The sequence below is a fragment of the Reyranella sp. genome, from assembly GCF_965229815.1.
GTDB lineage: Bacteria > Pseudomonadota > Alphaproteobacteria > Reyranellales > Reyranellaceae > Reyranella.
In genome coordinates this window covers 130,636-156,674 of sequence record NZ_CBDDJN010000008.1, presented here as the reverse complement: position 1 = coordinate 156,674, position 26,039 = coordinate 130,636, and the positions used below count along the sequence as shown (strand labels likewise).

At 69.9% G+C, this 26,039-nt stretch carries 26 protein-coding genes; 13 read left to right on the top strand and 13 right to left on the bottom strand.

Annotation, left to right across the window (positions count from 1 at the left end; all coding sequences use genetic code 11):
- Positions 1-84 precede the first annotated feature (84 nt).
- Entirely contained in the window at positions 85-864 is a 780-nt protein-coding gene (locus tag ACO073_RS28355) for a hypothetical protein (protein ID WP_422002518.1), read from the bottom strand.
- Between the two features lie 467 nt (positions 865-1,331).
- Here ACO073_RS28355 and ACO073_RS28350 point away from each other — a divergent pair, with 467 nt between their 5' ends.
- The gene (locus ACO073_RS28350) at positions 1,332-2,873 is read left to right on the top strand and encodes an AMP-binding protein (RefSeq protein ID WP_422002517.1); all 1,542 of its coding nucleotides are present in this window, start codon (positions 1,332-1,334) and stop codon (positions 2,871-2,873) included.
- A gap of 11 nt (positions 2,874-2,884) precedes the next feature.
- Positions 2,885-3,859 carry a zinc-binding dehydrogenase gene (locus ACO073_RS28345; protein WP_422002516.1) on the top strand — a complete coding sequence of 325 codons (975 nt, stop codon included), beginning with the start codon at positions 2,885-2,887 and terminating at the stop codon, positions 3,857-3,859.
- On the opposite strand, the gene ACO073_RS28340 is transcribed toward ACO073_RS28345, so the two are convergent.
- A complete protein-coding gene (locus ACO073_RS28340; protein WP_422002515.1) occupies positions 3,849-4,007 on the bottom strand; it encodes a hypothetical protein in 159 nt (52 codons plus the stop codon). The genes ACO073_RS28345 and ACO073_RS28340 overlap by 11 nt on opposite strands.
- 179 nt (positions 4,008-4,186) lie before the next feature.
- On the opposite strand from ACO073_RS28340, the gene tldD reads away from it, so the two are divergent.
- On the top strand, positions 4,187-5,548 hold the full coding sequence (tldD, locus tag ACO073_RS28335) for a metalloprotease TldD (protein ID WP_422003176.1): 1,362 nt from the start codon (positions 4,187-4,189) through the stop codon (positions 5,546-5,548).
- Positions 5,549-5,615: 67 nt separating this feature from the next.
- Here tldD and ACO073_RS28330 read toward each other — a convergent pair whose 3' ends face one another.
- Together ACO073_RS28330 and ACO073_RS28325 are read right to left on the bottom strand one after the other, a co-directional pair.
- On the bottom strand, positions 5,616-6,035 hold the full coding sequence (locus ACO073_RS28330; RefSeq protein WP_422002514.1) for a (R)-mandelonitrile lyase: 420 nt from the start codon (positions 6,033-6,035) through the stop codon (positions 5,616-5,618).
- Between the two features lie 46 nt (positions 6,036-6,081).
- Positions 6,082-7,068, bottom strand: a complete 987-nt coding sequence (locus ACO073_RS28325; protein ID WP_422002512.1) for a ketopantoate reductase family protein — start codon at positions 7,066-7,068, stop codon at positions 6,082-6,084.
- Positions 7,069-7,121: 53 nt separating this feature from the next.
- On the opposite strand from ACO073_RS28325, the gene ACO073_RS28320 reads away from it, so the two are divergent.
- Both ACO073_RS28320 and trhA read left to right on the top strand, forming a co-directional pair.
- A complete protein-coding gene (locus ACO073_RS28320; protein WP_422002510.1) occupies positions 7,122-8,183 on the top strand; it encodes an amidohydrolase family protein in 1,062 nt (353 codons plus the stop codon).
- A 108-nt stretch (positions 8,184-8,291) separates the two neighbouring features.
- Entirely contained in the window at positions 8,292-8,918 is a 627-nt protein-coding gene (trhA, locus tag ACO073_RS28315) for a PAQR family membrane homeostasis protein TrhA (RefSeq protein ID WP_422002508.1), read from the top strand.
- A gap of 26 nt (positions 8,919-8,944) precedes the next feature.
- On the opposite strand, the gene ACO073_RS28310 is transcribed toward trhA, so the two are convergent.
- A complete protein-coding gene (locus ACO073_RS28310; protein WP_422002507.1) occupies positions 8,945-10,591 on the bottom strand; it encodes a GMC family oxidoreductase in 1,647 nt (548 codons plus the stop codon).
- 144 nt (positions 10,592-10,735) lie between these two features.
- On the opposite strand from ACO073_RS28310, the gene ACO073_RS28305 reads away from it, so the two are divergent.
- Positions 10,736-11,644, top strand: a complete 909-nt coding sequence (locus ACO073_RS28305) for a LysR substrate-binding domain-containing protein (RefSeq protein WP_422002505.1) — start codon at positions 10,736-10,738, stop codon at positions 11,642-11,644.
- Positions 11,645-11,657: 13 nt separating this feature from the next.
- On the opposite strand, the gene ACO073_RS28300 is transcribed toward ACO073_RS28305, so the two are convergent.
- The gene (locus ACO073_RS28300; RefSeq protein WP_422002503.1) at positions 11,658-12,284 is read right to left on the bottom strand and encodes an FMN-dependent NADH-azoreductase; all 627 of its coding nucleotides are present in this window, start codon (positions 12,282-12,284) and stop codon (positions 11,658-11,660) included.
- A 162-nt stretch (positions 12,285-12,446) separates the two neighbouring features.
- Between ACO073_RS28300 and ACO073_RS28295 the strand changes: the two genes are divergently transcribed.
- Together ACO073_RS28295 and ACO073_RS28290 are read left to right on the top strand one after the other, a co-directional pair.
- The gene (locus tag ACO073_RS28295) at positions 12,447-13,481 is read left to right on the top strand and encodes a TIGR03617 family F420-dependent LLM class oxidoreductase (protein WP_422002501.1); all 1,035 of its coding nucleotides are present in this window, start codon (positions 12,447-12,449) and stop codon (positions 13,479-13,481) included.
- A 31-nt stretch (positions 13,482-13,512) separates the two neighbouring features.
- Complete coding sequence (locus ACO073_RS28290) at positions 13,513-13,875, top strand: hypothetical protein (protein ID WP_422002499.1); 363 nt, start codon at positions 13,513-13,515, stop codon at positions 13,873-13,875.
- 24 nt (positions 13,876-13,899) lie between these two features.
- Here the strand turns inward: ACO073_RS28290 and ACO073_RS28285 are convergent, their stop codons facing one another.
- The 3 genes from ACO073_RS28285 to ACO073_RS28275 all read right to left on the bottom strand — a co-directional run bounded on the left by ACO073_RS28285 (position 13,900) and on the right by ACO073_RS28275 (position 16,898).
- Positions 13,900-15,579 carry a flavin-containing monooxygenase gene (locus tag ACO073_RS28285; protein ID WP_422002497.1) on the bottom strand — a complete coding sequence of 560 codons (1,680 nt, stop codon included), beginning with the start codon at positions 15,577-15,579 and terminating at the stop codon, positions 13,900-13,902.
- Between the two features lie 16 nt (positions 15,580-15,595).
- Complete coding sequence (locus ACO073_RS28280) at positions 15,596-15,871, bottom strand: hypothetical protein (protein WP_422002495.1); 276 nt, start codon at positions 15,869-15,871, stop codon at positions 15,596-15,598.
- 100 nt (positions 15,872-15,971) lie between these two features.
- On the bottom strand, positions 15,972-16,898 hold the full coding sequence (locus ACO073_RS28275) for a hydrogen peroxide-inducible genes activator (RefSeq protein WP_422002493.1): 927 nt from the start codon (positions 16,896-16,898) through the stop codon (positions 15,972-15,974).
- 111 nt (positions 16,899-17,009) lie between these two features.
- On the opposite strand from ACO073_RS28275, the gene ahpC reads away from it, so the two are divergent.
- Entirely contained in the window at positions 17,010-17,573 is a 564-nt protein-coding gene (gene ahpC, locus ACO073_RS28270; RefSeq protein ID WP_422002491.1) for an alkyl hydroperoxide reductase subunit C, read from the top strand.
- 68 nt (positions 17,574-17,641) lie between these two features.
- Positions 17,642-19,222 (top strand): alkyl hydroperoxide reductase subunit F, encoded by a 1,581-nt coding sequence (gene ahpF / locus ACO073_RS28265; RefSeq protein ID WP_422002489.1) that lies wholly within the window; start codon positions 17,642-17,644, stop codon positions 19,220-19,222.
- 55 nt (positions 19,223-19,277) lie between these two features.
- On the opposite strand, the gene ACO073_RS28260 is transcribed toward ahpF, so the two are convergent.
- The 4 genes from ACO073_RS28260 to ACO073_RS28245 all read right to left on the bottom strand — a co-directional run bounded on the left by ACO073_RS28260 (position 19,278) and on the right by ACO073_RS28245 (position 22,723).
- On the bottom strand, positions 19,278-20,084 hold the full coding sequence (locus ACO073_RS28260; protein ID WP_422002488.1) for a helix-turn-helix transcriptional regulator: 807 nt from the start codon (positions 20,082-20,084) through the stop codon (positions 19,278-19,280).
- A 110-nt stretch (positions 20,085-20,194) separates the two neighbouring features.
- The gene (locus tag ACO073_RS28255) at positions 20,195-20,575 is read right to left on the bottom strand and encodes a response regulator transcription factor (RefSeq protein ID WP_422002486.1); all 381 of its coding nucleotides are present in this window, start codon (positions 20,573-20,575) and stop codon (positions 20,195-20,197) included.
- A 68-nt stretch (positions 20,576-20,643) separates the two neighbouring features.
- Positions 20,644-21,300 carry a response regulator transcription factor gene (locus ACO073_RS28250; RefSeq protein ID WP_422002484.1) on the bottom strand — a complete coding sequence of 219 codons (657 nt, stop codon included), beginning with the start codon at positions 21,298-21,300 and terminating at the stop codon, positions 20,644-20,646.
- Complete coding sequence (locus tag ACO073_RS28245; protein ID WP_422002482.1) at positions 21,287-22,723, bottom strand: sensor histidine kinase; 1,437 nt, start codon at positions 22,721-22,723, stop codon at positions 21,287-21,289. Before ACO073_RS28245 ends, ACO073_RS28250 begins: the two co-directional genes overlap by 14 nt.
- Positions 22,724-22,909: 186 nt before the next feature.
- Here ACO073_RS28245 and ACO073_RS28240 point away from each other — a divergent pair, with 186 nt between their 5' ends.
- The 3 genes from ACO073_RS28240 to ACO073_RS28230 are packed head-to-tail and all read left to right on the top strand — an operon-like array spanning position 22,910 to position 26,031.
- Positions 22,910-23,560 carry a TetR/AcrR family transcriptional regulator gene (locus ACO073_RS28240; protein ID WP_422002480.1) on the top strand — a complete coding sequence of 217 codons (651 nt, stop codon included), beginning with the start codon at positions 22,910-22,912 and terminating at the stop codon, positions 23,558-23,560.
- Positions 23,557-25,278 carry an acyl-CoA dehydrogenase family protein gene (locus ACO073_RS28235; RefSeq protein WP_422002478.1) on the top strand — a complete coding sequence of 574 codons (1,722 nt, stop codon included), beginning with the start codon at positions 23,557-23,559 and terminating at the stop codon, positions 25,276-25,278. Before ACO073_RS28240 ends, ACO073_RS28235 begins: the two co-directional genes overlap by 4 nt.
- Complete coding sequence (locus tag ACO073_RS28230) at positions 25,279-26,031, top strand: SDR family NAD(P)-dependent oxidoreductase (RefSeq protein ID WP_422002476.1); 753 nt, start codon at positions 25,279-25,281, stop codon at positions 26,029-26,031.
- Positions 26,032-26,039 lie beyond the last annotated feature (8 nt).

Here is a 26,039-nt window from a genome sequence, read left to right as displayed (position 1 = left end):
CTCGCCTCTACAACCTACGACACTTCGTGCGCGCGGATGAGATGAGCTGGGATCGCACGCGATTCCAGCTCATCTCATCCCGCTCTAGTTCGGCGGGGCCGCCGGAGGCACCTGGCAGGACGGACCTTCGCGGCCCACCGCCTCGCGCAGGCGAGGCAGCACGGCCCACAAGTCACGGTTCAGCGCGCGCAGCTCGTCGAGCGTCCGCCTGAGGCCCGACAGCCGATTGGCGTCGAGAGGCTCGCGATCGCCGAAGGAGAAGCGCCCCTTCGTCTCCGACAGGCGCATCGCCTGCGTGTGCGTGATCTGCCCGGACTCGTCGACCGAGAACATGGCGTGCAGGAATTCGTTGCGCGCCCGTCCCGCGTCGGCCAAGCGACGGACGATCGAGTCCATCGCGTTGCGAACCCCCGGATCCCTCACCTTCAGCAGCATCAGGCGGCGTACCAGGTCCAGGCGCGCGCGCGTCGTGTTGAGGGTCGAGAACACGACGGCGGCCGAGCGCTCCTCGGTCTCGAGCAGAAGCATGAGCACGTAGATCAGCAGTGATTCGTTGTTCGACCAGCCGACCACGAGCTGGCCGATCAGCGCGAACAGGTTGGCCTGCCCGTCCCGTGAATCGCGCGCGGCCCGCTCGATCGCGTCGAAATCGGGAGTCTCGGGAAGGCTTCGCGCCTTCGTCCGGGGCCCCTCTCCCTCGGTCGATGTCGCGGCCGGATGGCCGTTACCGTTTCGGCCGCGCCGCAACAATTTGTCGACGGCACTGTCGAATGTTTCGTCACTGTCGGCAAACGAATCACCGACACGGGCAAGAAACAGCGCAAACTGCTCCTTGCTGTGACTTGACGGGCGCTTCCTCGCCATGTCGCCTCCCACACACCCACACCCAAGTTTTTTCGGCCCCCACAGCCGACTCTCGCGTTACCCCGATCCGGCGGTATTGATCTGGGTCAACCTTCCTCGAGAGAATATCCCAATCCTGTTACGCGTAAAAGTTGTCAAGCGTACGGCAATGCGCGTCGGCAACGCCGCGCGATCTTGGATAGAGACTCTGACGACCTGTCCACACTTCCCCTCAGGTCGCAAAACTACACACCAAAATTGCGCTCCCACGTCAAGTATCTGGGTAACAGTTTGTGTGAGGCTGAACGCAAAGTTGATGTCCGTCTGTGGCAAGTGCCACATTCAGGTCCGCAAGCGTGCCTAATCGGAGACTGCGTGTCGGTCTGCGGTTCGGCGGCGCCCGCCCGGCGCCGGATACCTTGCTCTCGCCCTCGGCCTTGGGTTCTATGACGCCCTGAAAAGACGGCTTTTGCGGAGGAAAATCGCGCGTGCATCCGTACATCCATGCCCGGAAAACCCCGGACAAGCCGGCCTACATCATGGCCGGCAGCGGGGAGACGGTGACGTACCGGCAGCTCGACGAGCAATCCAATCGCATCGCCCAGCTTTTCCGTTCGCTCGGCCTGCGCGCGGGCGACCACATCGCCCTGTTCGTCGAGAATAGTGCCCGATTCTTCGAGATTTGCTGGGGAGCGCAGCGCTCGGGCCTGATCTACACCGCCATCAGCTCCCGACTGACCGCCGCCGAGGTCGACTACATCGTCGGCGATTGCGGGGCGCGCCTGTTCATCACCTCCCGGCATCTCGCCGCAACGGCGGCCGAGCTGGTGCCTCTGATGGCGAAGGTGCCGCACCGCTACATGATCGACGGCACGATCGCCGGCTACGCATCCTGGGAAGAGGCGGTGGCGACTTTTCAGGCGACGCCGATCGCCGACGAGACGGCGGGCAACGACATGCTCTACTCGTCGGGGACGACCGGCCGCCCCAAGGGCGTCCTGCCGGTCGTCGAACCGCAGCCGATCGACTTCGACAATCCGCTGCTCGCCATCACCCGCAAGCTCTACGGAATGGACGAGAACACCGTCTACCTGTCGCCGGCGCCGCTCTATCATGCGGCTCCGCTGCGCTTCAACATGAGCGTCATGCGGCTGGGCGGCACCTCGGTCATCATGGAGCATTTCGATGCCGAGGAGTTCCTGAAGCTGGTCGAGCACCATCGCATCACGCACACGCAGGTCGTGCCGACCATGTTCGTGCGCTTCCTCAAGCTGCCGGACGACGTGCGCCGCAAGTACGACGTCTCGTCGCTCAAATGCGCGATCCACGCCGCCGCCCCCTGCCCGATCCCGACCAAGGAGAAGATGATCGAGTGGTGGGGCCCGGTGATCTGGGAATACTACGCCGGCACCGAAGGCAACGGGCTCACCCTCTGCAACTCCGCCGAATGGCTGGACCACAAGGGCACGGTCGGCCGAGCCGTCATCGGCACCCTGCGGATCTGCGACGAGGACGGCAACGAGCTGCCGCCCGGCCAGCCGGGCACGATCTACTTCGCCGACGGGCGGCCCTTCCAGTACCATAACGATCCCGGCAAGACCGCCGAGTCGCGCCATCCCAAGGGTTGGACGACGCTGGGCGACGTGGGCTACGTCGACCCGGACGGCTACCTGCACCTCACCGACCGCAAGGCCTTCATGATCATCTCCGGCGGGGTGAACATCTACCCGCAGGAGGCCGAGAACCTGCTGATCAACCATCCCAGGGTCATGGATTGCGCCGTGTTCGGCGTGCCCAATCCCGACTTCGGCGAGGAGGTGAAGGCGGTGGTGCAGCCGCGCGACATGGCCGAGGCGGGCCCTGCGCTCGCCGAGGAGCTGATGGCCTACTGCCGCGAGCATCTGTCCCCGATCAAGTGTCCCCGCAGCGTCGATTTCGAGGCCGAGCTGCCGCGTCATCCGACCGGCAAGCTCTACAAGCGCCTGTTGCGCGATCGCTACTGGCAGGGCCGCGACAGCAGGATCGTGTGAGGGAGAGAACGATGAAAGCAGCCGTGGTCACAGAGACCGGCGTCGAGATCCGTGACGTCGCCAAGCCCCAGCCCAAGCCGCACGAGATCCTGATCAGAATCCGCGCCGCCTCGCTCAACCGCGCCGACCTCGCGGTGGCGGCGGGCAACCGCCATGGCACGGTCGGCGGTCAGGGGGCGATCGTCGGCCTGGAATGCGCCGGCGAGGTCGAAGCCGTCGGCGCCGACGTCAAGGACTTCAAGCCGGGCGACCGCGTCATGAGCTCGGCCGCCGGCACCTACGCCGAGTACACCGTCACTGATGCCGGCCGCGCCCACAAGATCCCGGCCAACAACATGACCTGGGAACAGGCCGCCTGCATGCCGGTGGCGGTGCAGACGATGCACAACGCCCTGGTCGGCGCGGGCCGGCTGAAGAAGGGTGAATCGGTGCTGATCCAGGGCGCTAGCTCCGGCGTCGGCCTGCTCGGCATGCAGATCGCCAGGCACATGGGCGCCTCGATCGTCATGGGCACCTCGACCAACGACGGCCGCCGCGCGCGGCTGAAGGAATTCGGCTGCGACCTCGCTCTCGACAGCCGCGACCCCAAGTGGCCCGACAAGGTCAAGGAGGCGACCGGCGGCAAGGGTGTCGACCTGATCGTCGACCAGGTGTCGGGCGGGGTCATGAACCAGAACATGGAGGCCGCCGCCATCCTCGGCCGCATCGTCAATGTCGGCCGGCTGGGCGGCATGAAGGGCGAGTTCAACTTCGATCTGCATGCGCTGAAGCGCATCGACTATATCGGCGTCACCTTCCGCACCCGCGGCCCCGAGGAGGTGCGCGCCATCGTCAAGGCGGCCCGCGCCGACCTCTGGCCCGCGATCGAGGCCGGCACCCTGGCACTGCCCATCGACCGGACGTTTCCGCTGGCCCAGGCCGCCGAGGCGCTGGCCCACATGAAGGCCAACGCCCATTTCGGCAAGATCGTGCTGGTTACAGCGTAGGCGCGGCGTCGGTCGCGGGCAGCTCGGCGCGGTTGTTGCTGCGACCCCGGTCGAAATCGGCATAGCGGCCGTCGGCACCGGGCAGCGACTTGCACGCCGCCGGCAGGAACGCGCCCAGGACGACGAGCAAGAGCAGGATCTGTTTCATCGCGCGACCTCAACACGGCCCGCCGGGCGACTTGCGCCCGTGCCGGCTCGTGCCCAATTTACCAGCAACACCCCTTGCGCCGAAGGACTATTGCCATGAGCAAGTCGATCAACCACCTCGCCACCGCGGACGGCCTGTTCTTCGGCAAGGGCGGGCTCGACCCGCGCCAGACCACCCGGATGGTCGACGAGGCGCTGGCCGGATGCGACGACGGCGAGCTGTTCCTCGAATACGTCCAGGGCGAGGGCCTTTCGTTCGACGACGGCAAGCTGAAGAGCGCCTCGTTCGACACGACGCAGGGGTTCGGCCTGCGCACCGTGGCGGGTGAGGCGACCGGCTTCGCCCATGCCTCCGCGCTCGACGAGGCCGCCCTGAAGCGGGCGGTGGGCACCGTGAAGGCGGTGCGCTCGGGACGCGGCGGCACGGCCGATGAATCGCCGCGCGGCACCAACCGTCTCCTCTACGCCGACGACAACCCGATCGACGGCGAGGCCTTCGCCCGCAAGGTGGCGCTCCTGCAGGAGATCGACGCCTACGTTCGCGGCAAGGAACCCAAGGCGCGCCAGGTCTCGATCTCGCTGTCGGGCTCCTGGCAGGTCGTCGAGATCATCAAGGCCGGCGGCTGGCGGGCCGCCGACGTGCGGCCGCTGGTGCGGCTGAACGTCAGCGTCGTCTGCGCCAACGGCGACCGCATGGAGGCCGGAAGCACCGGCTCGGGCCGCCGGGCCGCCTACGGTGACATCTTCAAGCCGGAATACTGGAAGCGCGAGGCCGACGAGGCCATCCGCCAGGCGCTGGTCAACCTCGAATCCGTGCCGGCGCCGGCCGGCGAGATGCCGGTGGTGCTGGGCGCCGGCTGGTCCGGCGTGCTGTGGCACGAGGCGGTTGGCCACGGGCTGGAAGGCGACTTCCATCGCAAGAAGACGTCGATGTTCTCCAGCATGATGGGCGACATGATCGCCTCGCCCGGCGTCACCGTGGTCGACGACGGCACGCTCGCCGACCGCCGCGGCTCGCTCACGATCGACGACGAAGGCACGCCCACGCAGCGCAACGTGCTGATCGAGGACGGCCGTCTGGTCGGGCTGATGCAGGACCGCCAGAACGCCCGCCTGATGGGTGTGCGGCCGACCGGCAATGGGCGGCGTCAGAGCCACGCCCATGCGCCGATGCCGCGCATGACCAACACGTTCATGCTCGGCGGCTCGGCGGCCCCGCAGGAGATCATCGGCTCGGTGAAGAAGGGCCTCTACTGCGCCAATTTCGGTGGCGGCCAGGTCGACATCGTGTCGGGCAAGTTCGTCTTCACCGTGACCGAGGGCTACCTGATCGAGAACGGCAAGCTCGGCGCCCCGGTCAAGGGCGCGACCCTGATCGGCGCCGGCTCGGAGGCGCTGACCAAGGTCGGCATGGTCGGCAACGACATGTCGCTCGATCCCGGGATCGGCACCTGCGGCAAGGACGGCCAGGGCGTGCCGGTCGGAGTCGGCCAGCCGACCCTGCGCATCGACGCGCTGACCGTCGGCGGCACCGCGACCTGACCGTCGAGCAAGCGCCTTTTCCCCTCGAAGGAGGACAGGAGTTCGAATCGTCGCGAGGCGAGCGACTCTAGGCCTTGGACGGCGCCTTCGTGTAGTCGGCGTCGCTGACGGGCTCGAACCAGCTCGTCGCCTCGCCCTTCTCGTTGGTTTCCGACATGGCGAGATGGACCATCATCGTGTCGGGTCCGGAGCCATGCCAGTGACGCGCCAGCGGCGGGATCACCACCGTGTCTCCGGCACGGATCTCCTGCACCGGCTCGCCCTCAAGCTGGTAGCGGCCGACGCCGGACAGCACGTAGAGGATCTGGCCGACCGCATGCTGGTGCCAGTTGGTGCGTCCGCCCGGCATGAACGACACGCGCGAGGCCCGCAGCCGCGAGGGGCCCTCCGGCGCGAAGACGGGATCGGACATCACGGTGCCGACGAAGTTGGCCGCTTCCGCCCGGCTCGTCGGGCGGGTGGCGGCGCGCATGATCCTGCCTTTCATGGCATTTCCTCGCATCTTGTCCTTGTCGGACAATCCTACCGCCGGCTCAGGACGCGTAAAGCCCCTTCGCTTCGGCCAGGCTGACGCAGATCGATTCGATGGCGTCCAGCGTCGGGGTCTCGATGCCGGCGCTGCGCGCGAAGGCGAGCGGCGCGCGCACGATGGATTCGACCTCCATCGGCCGGCCGAGATCGTAGTCCTGCAGGATCGAAGGCCGATGGCTGGTGTAGACCCGCTTGGGGCCGTAGCGCTCGTCGGGACTGTCGTCGAGCACCACGCCGTGCGCCGCGGCGACGGCCAGGGCCTCGGCATGGGCGCGGCGGGCCAGGCGATTGGTGAGCGGCTTCGCCTGCACGTGCACGGGCTGTCCCGTGACGAGGCAGACCGTCGAGCCGGTGAGGTTCGCCATCAGCTTGTGCCAGATCTCGTAGCGGATGTCGGTCGTCGCCGGTGAGGCGATGCCGGCCGCCCGGAGCGCCGTGCGCAGCGCCTCGATGCGCGGCGTCGCCCGGTCGTCGGGCTCGCCGACCCAGAGGATGTTGCGGTCCGGCACCTCGTTGTGCACCACCCCCGGCTCGACCACGTGGTTGGGCGAGCTTACGACCGCACCCACGACACGATGCATGCCGATGGACCGGCCGAGTGCCCCGCCCGGGTCGAGGCGGGACAGATCCGGCGCCGCCGGACGCTCACGGGAAAGTCCATGGCCGTACCACCAGGGAATGCCGTTCTGCACGAAAGCGACCGGCGTGTCGGGCCCCAGCAGCGGCTCGATGGCGCCCGGCAGCACCGCATGGCCCGACGATTTCAGCGTCACCAGCACGGCGTCCTGGGGTCCGAGATCGGCCGGCCGGTCGGATGCCTTCACCGGCGCCACGATCCTGCGATCGCCCGCCAGCAAGGTGAGCCCGCGCGCACGGATCGCCTCGAGATGGGCGCCGCGGGCCACGATCGACACGTCGTTGCCGGCCTCGGCGAGGCGCGCGGCGAAATTGCCGCCGATGGCCCCGGCCCCGTACACGCAAATCCGCATGCCCTGCACTCCGCTCCTGCCGTAGGCTCGTCTCCGGACGGGAGGGAGCGACCATGGCCGACGGTGAATATCGCGGACTGATCCATCGGAACAATGCCGATCTCGCGGCCTGGCTGGCCCGGCGGCCGCCCGAGGCGGCCCTCGAGCCGGACCTGCCGATCGTCGATCCGCACCACCATCTGTGGGATGCGCCGCATCGCGGCCGCGGCACCTACCTGCTGCCCGAGCTGCTCGTCGATACCGGCGGCGGCCACAACATCGTGTCGACCGTGTTCCTCGAATGCCAGTCGATGTTCCGCGCCACCGGCCCCGAGCCGATGAAGCCGCTGGGCGAGGTCGAGTTCGTGAACGGCATCGCCGCCATGAGCGCCTCGGGCCAGTACGGACCGACACGGGTCTGCGAGGCGATCGTCGGCTGGGCCGACCTGATGCTGGGCGCGGCGGTTCGCGAGGTGCTCGAGGCCGGGATCGCCGTCGGCGGCGGCCGCTTCCGCGGCATCCGCTACGGCACATCGTGGGACGAGGGCGTCGCCGGCCGGCATGTCTCGCGGCCGATCCCGCGCCATCGCCTGCTCGATCCGACGTTCCGCGAAGGCTTCGCCGAACTCGGCAAGCTCGGCCTCACCTTCGATTCGTGGCACTTCTTCCCGCAGCTACCCGACCTCCTCGACCTCGCCCGCGCGTTTCCCGGCCAGACGATCATCGTCGACCATGTCGGCGGTCATCTCGGGGTCGGCCAGTATGCCGGCCGCCAGGCCGAGACGCTGCCCGCCTGGAAGGCCAGCATGCAGGCGCTGGCGCAATGCCCCAACGTCAACGTGAAGCTGGGCGGCCTCGGCATGACCTCGTTCGGCTTCGGCTTCCACTTCCGCGACGTCCCGCCGACCTCGAGCGAGCTGGCCGAGGCCTGGAGACCCTACATCGAGACCTGCATCGAGCTGTTCGGGCCCGAACGCTGCATGTTCGAGAGCAACTTTCCGCCCGACAAGCAGTCCTGCGGCTATACCGAGTTGTGGAACGCCTTCAAGATCGTCACCCGGGGCGCTTCTGCCGCCGAGAAGAAGGCGCTCTACAGCGGCACGGCCGCACGAGTCTACAGCCTGACCACGCCCTAGCGGCCGGCGACGACATCTCCGAAGCTTCGCAGCCGCCCGGTCGGCGCGCCTCTTGCACCGCCGGAGTCGTCCTCGCATCATCCTCCGCCGGACAGGAGCCAGGCACCGATGCCCGCAACAGCACGCGCCTACCGCGCCGATGTCGCCGTCCACGTGATCGGCCTCGGCCTCGCCGCCGCCGCCGCCCCGCTCATGCTGATGCGGGCCATCGACTCCTCCCGGGCCGGCGAGGTCGTGCCGGCCGCCCTCTACGTCGCGGGACTGCTCGCCATGCTGGGCTGCTCGGCCGTGTACAGCATCTGGCTGTCATGCCCCTGGCGCGACTGGCTGCGCCGGCTCGACCATGCGGCGATCTTCGTCATGATCGCCGGCACTTACACGCCCATTGCCGTGCGCCTGCCGGGGAGCTGGGCCCTGATCCTGACGGGCGGCGTCTGGACCGCGGCCATCGCGGGAGTCGTCGCCAAGCTCTGCCAGCCGCGTCGCATCGAGACGATATCGGTCGTGCTCTACCTGGCGCTGGGCTGGGTCGGCGTGGTCGCGCTGGGGCCGCTCATCGCCTCGTTCGATGGCACGACGCTGTGGCTGCTGCTGGCCGGCGGCATCGTCTACTCGATCGGTGTCGCCTTTCACCTCGCCCACGCGCTGCGCTACGGCCGGGCGCTGTGGCACGGCTGCGTGCTGGCCGCCGCAGCCATCCACTACGCCGCGCTGCTGCCGCTGGTCGAAGGCTGAGCCTCCAGGCTCCGCCAGCGTACGCCCTACGCCGCGGCCCGGTGACCCGGCGCGGCGGCAGCGGCCAGCACCATCTCCGCACACTTCTCGCCGATCATGATGCAGGGCGCGTTGGTGTTGCCGCTGGTGAGCGTCGGCATGATCGAGGCGTCGGCGACCCGCAGGCCCGAGAGCCCATGCACCCGGAGCTCGTTGTCGACCACGGCCATGGGATCGCCGCCCATCTTGCAGGTCCCGACCGGATGGTAGGTCGTCTCGGCATTATGGCGTACCCAGTCGAGGATCTCCTCGTCGGTCTTGAGATGGGCGCCGGGGGCGATCTCCTCGCCCGTCATCTCGCGCAGCGGCGACGTCGCCATCAGCTCGCGGCCCTTGCGGATGGCGGCCAGCAGCCCCTCGCGGTCGGCGCGGGCCGACAGGAAGTTGAAGCGGATGGCCGGCGGCGCGGCCGGATCGGCCGACGCCACGTGCACCGAGCCGGTGCTTTCCGAGCGCAGCACGTTCACGTTCATGGTGATGCCGCGGCGCCGGGCGACACGCCGCTCGCCGTTGACCATCTCGTAGAGGAACGGCAGCACCGAGATGGTGGCGTCGGGCGTCTCGAGGCCGGGGCGCGTGCGGAAATACATGCGGATCGGCACGGCCGTCGTCGCCAGGAAGCCCTCGCCCCACAGCGCATACTTCAGCGCCTCGCGCGCCAGCCGCCAGCCCCGCGCATTGTCGTTGAAGGTGGCGTTGCGCGCCGTGATCGCGAACTTCACGCGAGGCGAATAGTGGTCGCGAAGGTTCTCGCCGACGCCCTTGAGCTCGTGCAGCGGCACGATGCCCAGCCCGCGCAGCCGCTCGCCCTGGCCGATGCCCGACAGTTCGAGCAGCTTGGGCGAGTTGATCGAGCCGCTGCAGACGATGACCTCGCGAGACGCCCGCGCCTCGCGCTTCGCGCCGGCCGCCGAATAGCGAACGCCCACGCATCGCTTGCCCTCGAAGACCAATGTCTCCGCGAGGGCACCCTGCTCCACCGTCAGGTTGGCGCGGCCGCGCGCCGGATCTAGGTAGCAGAAGGCCGTGCTCTGGCGGCGGCCGCGGGCGATCGTCACCTGCGACATGCCGATGCCCTCCTGGCTTTCGCCGTTCAGGTCCGGATTGAAGGGCAGGCCGATCGTCCCGGCGGCCTCGATCATCTTCTCGAGCAGCGGCACCCGGTGACGCGGCGTGTCGGTGATGCGCAGCGGGCCAGTGCGGCCGCGCAGTTCGTCGGCGCCGCCGTCATAGTTCTCCAGGCGCCGGTAGACCGGCAGCACGTCCTGCCAGCTCCAGCCGCGGTTGCCGAGCTGCGCCCAGTGGTCGTAGTCCTGCGCCTGGCCGCGGATATAGACCATGCCGTTGATCGAGCTCGACCCGCCCAGCATCTTGCCGCGCGGCACGTCGATGCGGCGCCCGCCGGAGCCCTCGTCGGGTTCGGACGAGAAGCACCAGTTGACGGCCGGCAGGTCGATCATCTTGGAGACGCCGACCGGAACGCGCGACCAGAAGTAGCCCGAACCCTCGGTGCCGGCCTCGAGCAGCAGCACCCGGTGCCGGCCGCTCTCGCTCAGCCGCGCCGCGACGACGGCGCCGGACGAGCCCGCACCGACGACGATGAAGTCGTAGAGATCGTTGTTGCCTGTCGCCATGGTGAGCGCGCCTCCCACGGCGAGCTTGGAGCCGACCCCGCCGCCGTGGCAAGGCCGCCGTCTCGCGTCGCGGCCTCGACGGAGCGGCGACCGTGGCGGATAATCCCGATCGGCTGTTCGGAAATCGCGAAGAGTGAGCGCCCTATGACGTTGCCCGGCCTTGCAGAGACCAGTGCCTTCGTCGCCGTGCTCGAAGAGAAGAGCTTCAGCCGGGCCGCCCGGCAGCTCGACCTGTCGCCGCCGCGGGTCAGCGAGCTGGTGCGCCAGCTCGAGATGCGGCTGGGCGTGCGCCTGGTCGAGCGGACGACGCGCTCGGTCGCGCCGACGGCGGCGGGCGAGCGGCTGCTGGCCCAGCTGAAGCCCGCTCTCGACGATTATCGCACCGCCCTCGAAGCAGTCGACGACTTCCGCGACAAGCCGGCGGGACAGCTCAGGCTCACCGTGGCGCCGCCGGCGATCGATTCCGACATGGTGGCGGTGCTGGCGCGCTTCCTCGCCGCCTACCCCCAGATCAGCCTCGAAGTCTCGGCCGAAAGCGGCCTGGTCGACATCGTCGCCGGCCGCTTCGACGCCGGCATCCGCGCCGCCGAGCGGCTGGAGCGCGACATGATCGCGGTGCGGGTGAGCGAATCTGTCCCGATGGTCGCGGTGGCAGCGCCGGGCTACATCGCGCAACGCGGCCGGCCGCGCACGCCGCGCGACCTCGCGGCGCACGACGGCATCCGCATCCGATTCGGCAGCGGCGCCACCGCGAGCTGGCGGTTCCGGCTGGGGCGCCGGACCGTGGAGGTGCCGGTGAGCGGCCGGCTGGTCGTGAACGACGCGCCGATGGCGATCGACGCCGCCATCGCCGGCGCCGGCCTGCTGCAGATGCCGCGCACCATGGTGGCGCGCGGCCTCGCCGACGGCGGGCTGCTGACCGTGCTCGACGAGTTCCAGCCGCCCGCCCTCGACGGGTTCTTCCTCTACTATCCGAGCCGCCGCCAGCTGCGACCGCCGCTCAAGGCGCTGGTGGAGTTCCTGCGCCAGGCCCGGCGGGAGCGGCGGCGCTGAGCCGCGCCGCTACTCAGGCCACCTTGCGCTCCGCCGCCGCCGCCGCGAGGCGGCCGGCCTCGGCCATCGCCTTGGCGCGCGCCGAGGCGGCGGCGTCCGGGCCCATGGCCAGGCCTTCGACCGGCACGACGGTGACGTCGCCGAGGCCGAGGAAGCCCAGGACGGCGCGCAGGTACGGCTCCTGGAAGTCGAACGCCGCCGCCGGGCTCTCGCTACTGTAGACGCCGCCGCGTGAGGCGAAGATCACGACCTTGCGGCCCGTCAGCAGCCCCTCCGGCCCCTTCTCCGTGTAACGGAAGGTGCGGCCGGCCCGGGCGACGTGATCGATCCAGGCCTTCAGGGTCGAGGGGATCGAGAAATTGTACATCGGCACGGCTAGCACGATCGTGTCGGCCGCCTCGACCTCGGCGACCAGCGTGTCGGAGAGGGCGAGCTGGCTCTTCTGGGCGGCGTCGAGCTCGGCCGCCGGCGTGCGCATGGCGGCGAAGGTCGAGGCCTCGAGATGCGGCACGGTCGACGGCGACAGCGCCCGCTCCGTCACCCGCGCGTCCGGCAGGCCGGAGACGTAGGCGCGGGCGACCGCGAGCGATTCGGACTTGTCGCCGAACAGGCTCGAATGGACGAGAAGGACATTGGTCATGGCGGGATTCCTCGTTGGGATGGCCCGAAGATGGCGCGCCGGCGGTCCCGCGATAATGTCGAATGATCGGAATGGGCCTTGCGGAAATCCCGAAGAATGCACCGGTCCGTTGGCCGGCCGGCGCCGCCGGGCTACTGTCCGAGCAAACCTGGGGACGGAAACATGGAATTCGATGTCATGACGCGCGCCACCACGTGGGACAACGTGGCGGCCCTGGCGAAGCGCACCGAGGCGGCCGGCTTCTCCGGCATGCTGTTCACCGAAGGCCATCAGGTCCCGTGGATGAACATCGCCGCCGCCGCCCTCGCCGCCCCGTCGCTGCATTTCTCGACCGGAATCGCCATCGCCTTCGCGCGCAGCCCGATGGTGTCGGCCGAGATCGCCTGGGAGCTGGCGCAGAACACCGGGGGCCGCTTCCGGCTCGGCCTGGGCAGCCAGGTGAAGGCGCACGTCACCCGCCGCTACGCCAGCCCGTTCGACAAGCCGGCGCCGCAGATGAAGGACTATGTCCAGGCGGTGAAGGCCTGCCTGCGGGCCTTTCGCCGCGAGGAGCCGCTGCGGCACGACGGCCCCTACTACAAGCTCAGCCTCCTGCCCGAGCAGTGGACGCCGCCGCGGCACGGCTTCGAGGACGTCAAGGTCGACATCTCCGCGGTCGGGCCGATCATGGTGCGGGTGGCGGGCGAGGTCGCCGACGGCGTGCACGTCCATCCCATGCATTCCATGCACTACATCCGGAACCGCCTGCTGCCCGGCCTGGCCGAGGGCGCGGCGCGGGCTGGCCGCGATCCGGCCGCGATCGACAAGATCATCCCGGTGATCGTCGCGGCCGGCGATACGCCGGAGGAGCGCGCGCTGCCCATCAAGGAGGCCAGGACGACCCTCGCCTTCTACGGCGCCACGCCAAACTACGCCTTCCAGTTCGACGACCTCGGCCATGTCGGCCTGCGCGACAAGCTCGCGGCCTGCCTGAAGGCGGGCGACAGCGCGGCCAGCGAAGCGCTGATCGGCGAGGAGATCCTCGACCAGTTCGCGATCGTCGCGCGCTGGGACGACGTCGCCGACCGCATGATCGAGCGTTACCGTGGCATCGCCCAGCGGCTGGTGATCTATCTCGCCTCGCACTGGCGCGAGGTCGATCCCAGGATTCTCGAACGCTGGGGCGAGGTCGCGCGCGCAGTGCGCAAGGCCAGTTGAGCAGCGCCGGCGTTCGAGGCATCCTGCACGCATGAACACACGTCTCGTCCTCGGACTCTTCGCCCTTGCAGCGCTGACGGCCTGCGAATCCGCCAGCCAGATGGAGCAGAGGCCAGCGACCTGGACCGCCGTCTACCAGGCGAATTGGCAGACGATGGCCAACTGCATCATCGCGGGCTCGCAGGGGCCCCTGACCAAGGTGACGCCGACCTTCTCGGCCGGCCGCGCCGAGGTCGTGACGACGGCGCCGACGGGGACGGTGACGGGCACCTTCACCATCCGGGCGATCGGCGGCGGCGGCACGGAGGTCGCGTACCGCAGCATCTACGGCGGCCCGACCACCGATGCCGGCAGCGGTGCGAAGAACATCGCCGATCGCTGTGCCCGTGCCTGAGCGCACGCCGGACGCGCGGCTGCTTCAGCCAGACATCGTTCCGCGCGCGCCGCCCGCATCGAACAGCAGCGCGCGATAGCCTGATGCGGCGACGTCGCCGATGCGGCGGCGATACGCCACGGCGCCGCCATAGTAGCCCAGCACCCGCCGGACCTGTCGCCCCTCGACGTTGCGGTTGACGCCCGTCTGCCAGGAGTTGACCTCGCTGAACAGCTGGCCTTCGACGGCCTTCTCGACCTCGCTCACCCAGCGGTCGACCTCGGCGGGCCGCGTCTCGACGCGACGTTGGCCGTGCGCCTGCATGAAGGCGACGAGGTCGGTCACCCAGTCGACGATCTCCTCGATGTTGCGCGGGATGTTGCCGCGCGCGGTGTGCGGCCCCAGCACCATCAGGAGGTTGGGAAAGCCGTCGACCAGCATGCCCAGGAAGGTTCGCGGCATGCCCTTCCAGTCGTCCCTGAGGCGGCGGCCGCCGGGGCCCCTGATGTCGATGCGGTCGTAGGGACCGGTCACGCCGTCGAAGCCGGTGGCGTAGATCAGCACGTCGAAGGCGAACGCCTCGGCGCTGGTCCGCAGCCCTTCCGGCGTGATGCGCTCGATCGGCGTCTCGTTGATGTCGACCAGCCGCACGTTTGGCTGGTTGTAGACCTCGAAGTAGCCCGATTCGAGCGGGAGCCGGCGTGTCCCGAAGCCGTGAGTCTTCGGGATCAGCCTGTCGGCCACCGCGGGGTCCTTGACGCGCTCGCGGATCTTGCGCGCCATGAACTCGCTCGCGAGCGCATTGGCCGTCCTGTCGGTCAGCACGTCGGCGAAGTTGCCGACCCAGATCCCGAAGCCCGGCTCGGCATAGAGCTTCTCCCAGAACGCCTCGCGTTCCTGCGGCGACAGGTCGAGCGCCCGCCGCGGGTCGGTCTGGTGGATGAAGCAGGTGCTGGTCTGCCGGCAGCGCTCGAAAATCTCGGGATAGGACGCCTTGATGCGCGCCTGCTCCTCCGCCGTGATGCGCCGGTTGTGCAGCGGCGCCGCCCAGTTGGGCGTGCGCTGGAACACGGTCAGCGATCCGACCTCCCGGGCGATCGTTTGGATGCACTGGATGGCGGTGGCGCCCGTGCCGATGATGCCGACACGCAGCCCCGCCAGCGCCACGCCCTCGCGCGGCCAGCGCGCGGTGTGGAACGCCTGGCCACGGAAAGTGTCGCGGCCCGGTATCTCGGGCAGCGTGTGGGCCGACAGGGGACCGAGCGCGGTGATCAGCAGGCGCGCACGGTCCTGACGTCCGTCCTCGAGCGTGATCGTCCAGCGATCGGCCGCGTCGTCGAAATGCGCCGCGACGACCCGGCTGCGGAAACGGATGTCGCGCCGCAGGTCGAACTTGTCGGCGACGAAGTTCAGGTAGCGCAGCGTGTCGGGCTGGGCGGCGAAGTGCTCGGGCCACTCCCATTCCCGCAGCAGTTCCTCGGAGAAGGAGTAGCCGTACGACCAGCTTTCCGAATCGAAGCGGGCGCCGGGATAGCGGTTCCAGTACCAGGTCCCGCCGACGTCCGAACCGGCCTCGTAGACCCTGGCCTGGAGACCGAGCCCGCGCAGGCGATGGAGCTGGTAGAGTCCGGCGACGCCGGCGCCGATGACGATGACGTCGGGATCGCGGTCCGTCCCCGGCTGATCGCCGGGGACCGTCGGCCGCACCTCCGGCGTCGCGCCCATCGTCGTGCCGCAGGCGCTAGAGCAAGCCGCCCGCGACCATGTCGAAGCGCGAGCGGATCTCCTCGACGGTCGGGACGTGGTCGGCCTCGAGCTCGGGATACTCCTTGGCGAGGTCGTGGCGGTCGAACTCGTCGAGATGGAGGTCGGCGGCGCCATGGTCGTCCGGCAGGACGTTCAATGCATTGTGGAGATGGAAGATCTGCCAGCGCGCCGGCTTCTCGTGACGCAGGGCCTCGAGCCGGGCAAGGCGCTCCTCGAAGCGCTGCAGGACCTTCTTCTTCTGCTCGGACATCGCCGGCCTCCTTTGCCTGTTTGGACGCCCGACCAACCGATCGGCCGTTCGCCGGACAGGCTAGAGCGGATCGCAGTCGGAGGGAACCGTGCAGGTCCCGTCAGGCGGCGCGGCGCTGGGCCATCGCGTCGAGCTCGGCCTTGAGCGCCTGGCCGAGCGTGCGGAACGTTTCCTTGCGGGCCGAGCTGCGTCGCCAGACGAGCCCGATGCGCCGCGCCGACGACTTTCCCGCCAGCGGCCGCAGCGGGAGGTTGAGCCCGCGCAGGATGCCGGCGTCGATCGCCATCTGCGGCAGCAGCGTGACGCCGAGCCCGTTCGCCACCATCTGCACCAGCGTGTGGAGGCTGGTGCCCTGGAACGCCTCGTTGCGCCGCGCCCCCTCGAGATGACAGGCCGCCAGGGCCTGGTCGCGCAGGCAGTGCCCGTCCTCCAGCAGCAGCAGGTTCTCGAGCGCCATGTCGCCGGGCTGCACCGGCTTGCCCGCCGGCACCACATGGCCGGGCGGATAGGCGGCCCAGAAGGGATCCTCCGCGATCTCCATGACCTCGAGGTCGCGCAGCGGATACGGCAGCGCCAGCAGGACGGCATCGAGCTCGCCCGCCTGCAGCTTGGCCACCAGCGGCTCGGTCTGCTCCTCGCGCAGGTAGAGCTTGAGCTGCGGGAAGGCGCGCCGCAGGCGCGGCATCGTCCGCGGCAATACGAAGGGGCCGATGGTGGGAATGACGCCGAGGCGCAGCGGTCCGGCCATCACGGCACGGCCGGCCTGGGCGGCGTCGACCAGGTCCTCGGCCCCCTGCAGAAGCGCGCGCGCCCGCTCGGCGATGTCGCGCCCGAGCGGCGTCGGCACCACCGACCGCTTGCTGCGCTCGAGCAGCGGTGCGCCGAGCAGCTCCTCCAGTTCCTGGATGGCGGCGCTCAAGGTCGACTGGGTGACGGCGCAGGCCTGCGCCGCCGCGCCGAAATGGCAGCGGTCGACAACGGCCACGAGATACTGGAGCTGGCGCAGGGTCGGCAGCGGCTTGGCCATTAATCGTCTCTATCGATCATGACGATTGATATTATTCGTTTTTCTCTGAAGTCAAGAGACCCTATCTCCGTTGGCGAGGCCGCAGCGGCCGCCACCAAAACGGAGCAGGACATGTCCATCATCAACAGCGAGATCAAACCCTTCAAGGCGACCGCCTACCAGCAGGGCGAGTTCATCGAGGTCACCGAGGCCAGCCTCAAGGGCAAGTGGTCGGTGCTCTTCTTCTATCCGGCGGACTTCACCTTCGTCTGCCCGACCGAGCTCGAGGACCTGGCCGATCACTATGCCGAGTTTCGCAAGCTCGGCGTCGAGGTCTACAGCGTCTCGACCGACACGCATTTCAGCCACAAGGCATGGCACGACACGTCGCCGGCGATCGGCAAGATCGCCTACCCGATGCTGGCCGATCCGACCCACGTCCTGGCCCGCAATTTCGGCGTGCTGATCGAGGATGCCGGAATCGCCGACCGCGGCACCTTCGTGGTCGACCCCGAGGGCCGCATCCAGATCGTCGAGATCACCGCCGGCGGCGTCGGCCGGGACGCCAAGGAGCTGCTGCGCAAGATCAAGGCGGCCCAGTACGTCGCCGCCCACCCCGGCGAGGTCTGCCCGGCGAAGTGGCAGGAAGGCGAGAAGACCCTCGCCCCGTCGCTCGACCTGGTCGGCAAGATCTGACCGCGCTTTCCCCGGCCCTTCGGGGCCGGGGACCTTCCCTTCCGCACAGAGTTTCCCGAGGCATCGTCATGTTGGACACCGCTCTCAAGACCCAGCTCCAGGGCTACCTTGCCCGCGTCACGCAGCCCATCGAGCTCGCGGCGTCGCTCGACGACAGCGACAAGTCGCGCGAGCTGGCAACGCTGCTCGACGAGATCGCGGCACTCTCCGACCACATCACCGTCGTGCGCCGCGACGACGACGAGCGTCGCCCCTCCTTCGCCATCGTCCGGCCCGGCACCGACGTCGGCGTGCGCTTCGCCGGCATTCCGCTCGGCCACGAGTTCACCTCGCTCGTCCTCGCGCTGCTGCAGGTCGGCGGCCATCCGCCGAAGCAGTCGGCCGAGACGCTGGAGCGCATCCGCGCGCTCGACGGCGACTGGCGGTTCGAGACCTACTTCTCCCTGTCCTGCCAGAACTGCCCCGACGTTGTGCAGGCGCTCAACCTGATGAGCGTGGTCAACCCGCGTATTCGCCATGTCGCGATCGACGGTGCGCTGTTCCAGAAGGAGGTCGAGGCTCGCGGCATCATGGCGGTGCCAGCCGTGTTCGTGAACGGCGAGCCGTTCGGCCAGGGCCGCATGGGCGTCGAAGAGATCCTCGCCAGGCTCGACACCGGCGCGACGGCACGCCAGGCCGAGGCCCTCTCGGCCAAGGCCGCCTTCGACGTGCTGGTCGTCGGCGGTGGGCCGGCCGGCGCCGCGGCGGCGATCTACGCCGCGCGCAAGGGCATCCGTACCGGCGTCGTCGCCGAGCGCTTCGGCGGCCAGGTGCTGGACACGCTGGCGATCGAGAACTTCGTCTCGGTGCGCCACACCGAGGGGCCGAAGCTGGGCGCGGCGCTGGAGGAGCATGTGCGCGAGTACGGCGTCGACATCATGAACCTGCAGACGGCCACCGGGCTGGCCCCGTCCGGCGCCGCCGGCGCCCCGCTGACGGTGACGCTGGCCAGCGGCGCCACGCTGCAGGCCCGCACCGTGGTGCTGGCGCCCGGCGCGCGGTGGCGGCAGATGAACGTCCCGGGCGAAGACCAGTACCGCAACAAGGGCGTCGCCTTCTGCCCGCACTGCGACGGGCCGCTGTTCAAGGGCAAGCGCGTGGCGGTGATCGGCGGTGGAAACTCCGGCGTCGAGGCGGCGATCGACCTGGCCGGCCTGACCGCGCACGTGACCCTGATCGAGTTCGACGCGAAGCTGCGCGCCGACGCGGTGCTGCAGCAGAAGCTGCGATCGCTGGCCAATGTCACGGTGATCACCTCGGCCCAGACGACCGAGGTCCATGGCGACGGCAGCCGCGTCACCGGCCTGTCGTTCAAGGATCGCACGACCGGCACCGAGCGCCGGATCGAGCTCGAGGGCGTGTTCGTGCAGATCGGGCTGGTGCCCAACACCGAGTGGCTGAAGGGCACGCTGGCGCTCACCGCACGCGGCGAGATCGAGGTCGACGCCGCCGGCCGGACGTCCCTGCCCGGCGTCTTCGCCGCCGGCGACGCCACGACGGTGCCCTACAAGCAGATCGTCATCGCCCTGGGCGACGGCGCCAAGGCCTCGCTCAGCGCCTTCGACCACCTGATCCGCAACGTGCCGGCGGAACTGGCTGCGGCGGCCTAGGACGCCGCGGCAGGCACCCGTCCGCCGGTCGCCCACAACGGGCGGCCGGCCTCGATCAGCGCACAAGGGCCCGCGGGTGGCCGCGGTCCCGACCGGCCGGCGCCGAATCCCGGAGCAGGGCGAGCTGCCGCCAGCGGCGCGGCGTCTCGCCGCTGAACCGCTTGAACACGGTCGTGAAATGGGCCTGCGTCTGGAAGCCGACGCCGAGGGCGATCTCGACCAGGGTCCGTCGGGGATCGCGCAGCAACTGCTGCGCCCGCTCGACGCGGCGGCGCAGCAGGTATTCGTGCGGCCGCAGCCCGGTCGTCCGGCGGAACCGGGCGGCGAAGTACATGCGCGACAGGCCGGCCGCATCCGCCATGTCGGCGAGGCGGACGCGCCTCGAGAGGTTCGCGTCGACATGATCGACGACACGCTTCAGCCGCCATTTCGGCAGGACACAGTCGGCGCCGCCGGTCGCAACCGTCACGCCGCCGGCACCGTGCAAGGCCACGAGGCGGGCGACCAGCGCGGCCCCGACGGCATTGCCGAACACGATCCCGATCTCGCCGGAAACGTCTCTCCTCGACGCCAGCACTCCGGTCAGCGCCTGGACGATCGGATCGCGGACGAGAGCCGGCTCGGCGCCGATCAGAGTGCCGCCGCCCAGCCGCTCGGACACCGCGGCGAGCGCGGCATGGAGAGGCTGCGACCGCACGTGCAGGGCGGATCCAGCGGAGCCGACCGGTAGCGGCGGCCGCGCCTCGCCGGTCACCAGCACCGAGACCGGCTCTTCCCCGGTCGCCAGCCGCAACAGGTACGATCTGTCGGCCGCCGGCGGCGGTGCGCTTTCCGGATGACGTGACATCTGCGGGTTCGACATGGGCCCCTCGCTGGCTCGGAAGATGGCCAACAGTGACGGACAGCGCGACGGGCGGCCATCCGTGCCTTGGGACGGTCGGCCCATACCTTCGTATGACATGCCGGTCTGTTTCAGGCGCCCGTATGGCCCTCATCCAGGGCGCGGTCGATGCAGGCGAGCAACGAGGCGCTCTCGAACGGCTTCGCGAGATAGCCGAATGCGCCGTCGGCCTCGACCTCGCGCCGGACATGGTCCTTGGGGAAGGCCGTGATCAGGATGATCGGGACGCGCCTGGATTCCGCAGCCAGTTGGCGATGCAGCGCCAGGCCGCCCATGCCCGGCATCTGGACGTCGGCGACGAGGCAGCTCACCTCGTCGCGGCGCGGCGAGTCGAGGAACTCCTCCGCCGAGCCGAAGGTGACGACGGTCATGCCCATGGATCGCAGCAGATTGTCCAGGGCGGCGCGGACGGAGTCGTCGTCGTCGACGACGGCGATGGTCGGGGCGTTCATCGCCCGAACTTGGTCCTGCCGCTCGCCGGGCGAAACCTATACATTCGTTTGGGCCGCCGTCCGGCCGCCTAGGCCCGCCTGCCGTGCAGTTCCAGCGCTTCGGCCATGCGGACCAGGTCGGCCAGCGAGCCGGCGCCCATCTTGCGCATCGCCTGGCCGCGATAGAGCTTGACGGTGATCTCGCTCAGCCCGAGTTCCCCGGCGACCTGCTTGTTCATCAGGCCGCGCGTGACCAGTGTCATGACCTCGCGCTCGCGCGCCGACAGCCGCTCGAAGCGCTCCCGCACGCCGGCCGACTGATCGTGCTGCTGGCGCTGCATGCGATCGGCCTCCAGGGCGACGGCAACCGCATCCAGCATGTCCTGGTCGCGGAAAGGCTTGACGAGGAAGTCGATGGCGCCGGCCTTCATGGCGCGCACCGACATCGGGATGTCGCCGTGGCCGGTCATGAAGATGATCGGGATCTCGGCGTGGGCGCGCGCGAGCTGGCTCTGGAACTCGAGCCCGCTGACCCCGGGCAGCCTGATGTCGAGGACCAGGCAGCCCGGCGAGCGCGCCGGCACGGCCTCGAGGAACTCGGCCGTCGAACCGAAGACCCGGGCCGGCAGGCTGACCGAGCGAAACAGATTGGCGAGCGCCAGGCGCAGTTCCTCGTCGTCGTCGACCACGTACACGGTCGGCGCCGATGGCGGTTCAGGCGCGGGGCGGGTCTCAGGGCGCCGCATGGCTGGCCTCGTTCACGGCGGGCAAAGTCACCCGGAAGCAGGCGCCGCCCTCGACATTCTCCGCCCGGATGCTACCGCCGTGGGCCTCGATGATCGAGCGGCAGATCGACAGGCCCATGCCCATGCCATCCTGCTTGGTGGTGAAGAAAGCCTCGAACAGCCGCTCCTGCTGCGCCGGATCGAGGCCCGGCCCCGAATCGGTGACGGCGATGACCACGTCGCCGCCCGACCGGCCGAGCTCGATGGTCAGCTTGCGCGGCCGGTCCTCGACCTCGGCCATCGCCTGGATGCCGTTCATCAGCAGATTCATGATGACCTGCTGCAGTTGAACGCGGTCGCCGCGGACTCGCGGCAGGTCGTCCGGCGCCGCCACCGACAGCGCGACGCGCCGCACCGTCAGCTCGCGCGCGATCAGCAGGCCGACCTCGTGGGCGACCTCGGCCGGCGCCAGGACGTCGTGGGCCGGCCCGTCGCGACGCGACAGGCCCCGCAGGCGACGCACCACCTCGCTGGCACGCTGGGCATTGCGGATCATGTGCTCGACCGACTGGCGCGCCTCGGCGATGTCGGGCACGGGACGGCCGAGCCAGCGCAGCCCGGCCTCGCCGTTGGTGACGATGGCCGCCAGCGGCTGGTTGACCTCGTGCGCGATCGATGCGGTCAGCTCGCCCAGCGTCGCCACGCGCGAGACGTGGGCAAGCTCGCTCTGCGCCCGGTGCAGCCCGTCCTCGATGCCGCGGCGCTCGGTGACGTCGTTGTTGGTCTCCAGGACCGCGGCCAGGCGCCCCCGGGGATCGCGCTGCACCGCCCAGCGGCTCGCCACCACCAGGCGACGGCCGTCGCGCGCCCGATGCACCAGCTCGCCCTCCCAGCGCCCGTCGCGCAGGAGCCCGGCGGTGATGTCGGCCGGAGGCGCGGGGAATTCCGTATGGAGCAGCTCTGCCGCCTTGCGTCCCCGCGCCTCGCCGGCCGTCCAGCCGTAGAGGTCGGTCGCGGCGCGGTTCCAGTAGGTGACGACGTCGTCCTGGTTGCGCACGAAGATGGCGTCGTGGGTCAGGTCGAGCAGGCTTGCATGCTCGCGCACCGTCGCCTGCGATCGCTGGTTGCGCGCGGCCAGCAGCGCAGTGATTCCGATCGCCGCCAGGCTGACCAGCCCGCGCATGATCGGACCGGTGTCCGCACTCTCGCCGTGCGAGATCGCGAAGCTCAGAAGGGTGAGGGCCCCACAACCCGCGGCGACGAACAGGATGCCCCGCTCGCTCGCGAAGTCCATCGCGAGCAGGACGACGGCGACGTAGAGCACGGCGATGGCGCCATCGAGCGGCGTCGCGGTGTCGACGACGAAGATGACGGCCGCCAGCAACGCCGTCAGGAACGGCATCGCAAGCGAGGATCGGTCGGGAACCGGAAAGCGCGTCGTCATCTCATGGATCTCCGGGCGGCCGCCGTCCAACGTCGGCCGGGCCTCTCCGCTCTCGCACAAAGCGGGCCGGCGGTCTGTCATACGTTTGTATAGCCGCTGTATAGCCGCTCCGCGGACGAGGCGGCACTTGACGCAACATCTGAACTCGGGTTCATTCCTTCCCGAAAATGAACTTTGGTTCATTTCTTGAAGTCGAAGGGACGGGCAGCTGTGGTCTACCGCCACACCGAGAACGCCACCCGGCGTCAGGCCGACAAGCGGGCGCGGATCCTGCAGGCGGCGCGTGCGCTGGTCGCGGACGGCGGCTGGCCCGCCGCCCAGGTCGACCGCGTGGCGGCGCGCGCCGACGTCGCGACCGGCACGGTCTACCGGCACTGGGCGTCGAAGGCCGAGCTCTGCGCCGAGATCGTCGCCACCGTGTCGGCGCGCGAGGTCGGCATCGTGGCGGCCATCGCCGCCGAGGGCGGCGCCCCGGCCGAGACGCTGCAGTCGGCCGTGCGTGCCTTCGCCACCCGGGCGCTGCGCGGCCGGCGCCTCGCCTATGCGCTGATCGCCGAGCCGGTCGATCCCGAGGTCGAGACGGTGCGCCTCGACTATCGCGCCCAGCTCGCGCGCTGCTTCGAGCGCATCCTGCGCGAGGGCATCATGCGCGGTGTCTTCCCGCGGCTCGACCCCGCCGTTGCCGCGGCGTGCATCGTCGGTGCCTTCATGGAGGCGCTGGTGGGTCCGCTCGCGCCGTCCCGGGGCACCGGTCCGCGCGCCGACCGTCATCTCGTCGACCAGATCACCGCATTCTGCCTGCGCGCCAGCCTGGGCGCGACGGAGGCCAAGCCATGACCACGACGTCCTCGACCGCCGCGACGGAGCTCTTCTCGCGCCTGCCCGTCCTGCCGCCCGACGGCTACGCCACGCACGAGGTCATGAACCAGGCGACTCCCTTCACCGGCCACAATGCCTTCAAGGACGACCGCCTGCTGGGCGAGATCGCCGGCCGCGCCCCGATCGGCTGGGCCGAGCCGCTGCTGGCCGACGCCGGCGCGACAGTAGCGAGCGCCGAGGTCGCCGCGCTGGCGCGCGACGCCAACCGCCACACGCCCGAGCTGGTGAGCCACGACCGGTTCGGCCATCGCGTCGACGAAATCGCCTTCCATCCAGCCTGGCACGCGCTGATGGCGCTGGCGATCGGCCAGGGCACCCATTCGCTGGCCTGGACGGCCGGCAAGCCCGGCGCCCATGTCGCGCGCGGGCTGCTCTCCTATCTCTGGAACCAGGGCGAGAGCGGCATCTGCTGCCCGCTCGGCATGACCTACTCGGCGATCCCGGCGCTCCGCCTGCAGCCCGAGCTGGCCGCCGTGTGGGAGCCGTTCATCCTGTCGACCCGCTACGATCCGGCGGCGGCGCCGATGCAGCGAAAGACCGGCGGCACGGTCGGCATGACCCTGACGGAGAAGCAGGCCGGCTCCGACCTGCGCGCCACCCAGACGGTGGCACGGCCGGCGACGGCGCGGCGCGGCCCGGGCGAGGCGTATCGCATCGACGGCCACAAATGGTTCTTCTCGGTCCCGCACAGCGACGTTTTCGTCACCCTGGCGCAGACCGATCGCGGCCTGTCGTGCTTTCTCCTGCCGGGCTGGCTGCCCGACGGCACGCGCAACCGGCTGCTGATCCAGCGCCTCAAGGACAAGTGCGGCAACAAGTCGAACGCCTCGAGCGAGATCGAGTATCGTGGCGCACTGGGCTGGCTGGTCGGCGAGGAAGGCCAGGGCGTCAAGGCGGCGCTCGCCATGACCCACCTGACGCGCCTCGACTTCGCCATCGGCTCGGCCGGCCTGATGCGACGTGCGCTCTCCGAAGCGATCCATCACACGACCTCGCGGCTGGCTTTCCAGCGTCGCCTGGTCGACCAGCCGCTGATGCAGAACGTGATCGCCGACCTCGCGATCGAGGTCGAGGCCGCCACACTGCTCGCCTTCCGGCTGGCCCGCGCCGTCGACGACGAGCAGGCGGGCGACGCGGCCGCCGCGCTGCTGGTGCGCATCGGCACCCCCGTCGCCAAGTACTGGAACTGCAAGCGCGCCGTCGGCGTGGTCCACGAGGCGCTGGAGTGCCATGGCGGCAACGGGTTCATCGAGGAAGGGCCGATGGCGCGCCTCTACAGAGAGGCGCCGCTCAATGGCATCTGGGAGGGCAGCGGCAATGTCATCGCCCTCGACGTGCTGCGCGCCGCCGCCCGCACGCCGGCAACGGTGCCGGCCTTCCTCGACGAGGTGCGGCTGGCGAAGGGAGGCGACCGCCGGCTCGACCGCGCGGTCGACGCCCTCGAAGCGGAGCTCGGCCGGCCCGAGGAGCACGAGGCGCGCGCCCGCCGCATTGCCGGGCGCATGGCCGTGGCGCTGCAGGCCAGCCTGCTGGTCCGCCAGGCGCCGGCAGAGGTGGCCGACGCCTTCTGCGCCAGCCGCCTCGACGGCGACGGCGGTGCCGCCTACGGCAGCCTACCGGCCGGTCTCGACCAGCGCGCCATCGTCGAGCGGGCGCGCGTCGGAGGCGAGGCCTAGATGCGCGACTTCGAGGGCAAGGTCGTCCTGGTCACCGGCGGCGCGACGGGCATCGGCCGTGCGGCGGCGCTGGCCTTCGCGCGCCGCGGCGCCACGGTGGTGATCGCCGGGCGTCGCCGCGCCGAAGGCGAGGCGGCCGTGGCGGCCCTGGCCGAGACCGGCGCGGCGGCCCGCTTCGTCCCGACCGACGTCACCCGGCCGGACGAGATCGAGCGGCTGCATCGGACGATCCTGTCCGACCTCGGCCATCTCGACGTCGCCTTCAACAATGCCGGCTACCAGGAACCCCGCGCGCCCATCGCCGAGCAGGATGCCGGTCTCTACGAGCGGGTTTTCGATACCAACGTGCGGTCGGTCTATCTCTGCCTGCAGCACCAGATCAGGCACATGGCGGAACGCGGCTCCGGCGCCATCGTGGTGAATGCCTCGGTGAGCGGGCTGCGCAATCCCAACCCCGGCCTCGCCCTCTACTCCGCGTCGAAGGCGGCGGTGATCTCGTTGATGCGTTCGGCGGCGATGGAATATGCCGAGCGCGGCGTGCGCATCAACGCCGTGGCCCCGGGCCGGGTCGTCACCGACATGATGCTGGCCTCGAAGATCATGGACATGAGCGCCGTCGCCGCGGGATTGCCGCTGCGCCGCATGGGCCAGCCCGAGGAGGTGGCGGAGGCCGTCGCGTGGCTGGCCTCCGACGCCGCGTCCTTCGTCGTCGGCCACGTCCTGTGCACCGACGGCGGCTTCATGGCGCTGTGAGGAGACGA